The sequence below is a fragment of the Mesorhizobium sp. M7A.F.Ca.US.005.03.2.1 genome (genome assembly GCF_003997795.1).
Classification (GTDB): domain Bacteria; phylum Pseudomonadota; class Alphaproteobacteria; order Rhizobiales; family Rhizobiaceae; genus Mesorhizobium; species Mesorhizobium ciceri.
Genome location: NZ_RZRP01001203.1, coordinates 1 through 1,408 on the forward strand (window position 1 = coordinate 1; position 1,408 = coordinate 1,408).

A 1,408-nucleotide genomic window follows, 5' to 3' on the forward strand; every position below is an offset into this window, starting at 1 on the left:
CAGTTCGCGCCGCTCAGCGTGCTCACTATATCGGCCAGGCTGACATTGGCACCAAGAACGGTTGCCGCCGCGACAATGGCAGCGGCAAAAAGCTTGATGTCGGTTTTTAAGGTCTTGCACATGGAGGCCCCTCGCTGATGGTTCGAGGAGTAGGAGACGCCGGCGCCGGGAATATGACTCGACCGAGGTCTTTTTGTGCAGCAGCCTTCGTTCAAGTTCAGGCAAGAAGGTCGAACATCGCCAAGGCCATGCGCAAATGCAGGCTGTGCAAGCTCTTCACGCTTTATCAACCATGAATGAGGAAAATGCCTGCTATCCGGCCGGACCGTGCTTCCCGCCGACAGCGTAGGGTCTGGGTATATGCGTGAGTTGCCGCAAGGTCTGACGCCGCCGCGAAATGGCGACGCAATCGAAACCGATCATCATCTTTGCCGCCGCGCCATCCTGTCCGGGGCAGGGGCGCTTGCGCTGCTGAGCGCCGCCGGTTGCTCGACCTCGGGCGGCGGCCTGCCGGCGCTCGAGCTCGACGACGTCACCACGGGTTCCGTGCGGCCGATCCGGCCAAGCATCAGCGTCGACAAGAACGTCACCAGTCCCGGGGTCATGTATGCCGGGCTGACCGACGGCGGCTTCAACGTGCCGGAAGTGCCATATCTGAAGGTCAAGCCGGAATTCCGCCGCCAGATCGTCGTCGACACGACAGGCGAGGCGCCCGGCACCATCGTCGTCCATCTCAAGGAGCGCATGCTCTATCTCGTCCAGCCGGGTGGCGATGCCATTCGCTACGGCGTCGGCATCGGCAAGGACGGTTTCCGCTGGTCCGGCCGCGCCAACATCCAGTACGGCAGGGAATGGCCGACCTGGACGCCGCCGCCGGAGATGATCGCCCGCAAGCCTGAACTGGTGAAATGGCAGGCCGGACAGCCCGGCGGCCTCACCAATCCGCTCGGCGCGCGTGCCCTCTACATCTACCAGGACGGCAAGGACACCGGCTATCGCATCCACGGCTCGCCCGAATGGTGGAGCATCGGGCAAGCGATGTCGTCGGGCTGCGTGCGCCTGATCAACCAGGACATCATCGACCTCTACAGCCGCGTCTCCAAGAAAAATCCGGTCGTCGTCGTCTGACGCTTATGCGGCGTGTTGGCGCCGCTCGAAACTCCCGTTGCGCGATGCGGCAAGACAGGCCAAGGTGCCTTGAAAACCATCGCGCCGGGAGAAATCAAGCATGGCTGGAACGTTTGTCATCGCGCAGGGCGGCGGCCCAACCGCCGTCATCAACCAGACGGTTGTCGGGGCGACGCTGGAGATCCGCAAGCGGCATCCCGGTGCCAAGGTGCTGGGCTCGATCCATGGCGTGCGCGGCATCCGTGACGGCAATTATGTCGACCTTTCCGCCATTCCGGAA

1 protein-coding gene and 1 pseudogene are annotated in these 1,408 nt (G+C 63.1%); both read left to right on the forward strand.

Features of this window, described 5'->3' with window-relative positions; translation table 11 throughout:
* The first annotated feature begins 360 nt into the window (after window positions 1-360).
* Window positions 361-1,128 (forward strand): L,D-transpeptidase, encoded by a 768-nt coding sequence (locus EN991_RS36245; protein WP_127370519.1) that lies wholly within the window; start codon window positions 361-363, stop codon window positions 1,126-1,128.
* 100 nt (window positions 1,129-1,228) lie between these two features.
* A pseudogene (locus tag EN991_RS36250) lies at window positions 1,229-1,408 on the forward strand (6-phosphofructokinase); the annotation flags it as partial.

Excerpts from the sequence above, each read along its gene's own strand:
- EN991_RS36245 (WP_127370519.1), top strand. The coding sequence starts at position 361 with ATGCGTGAGTTGCCGCAAGGTCTGACGCCGCCGCGAAATGGCGACGCA.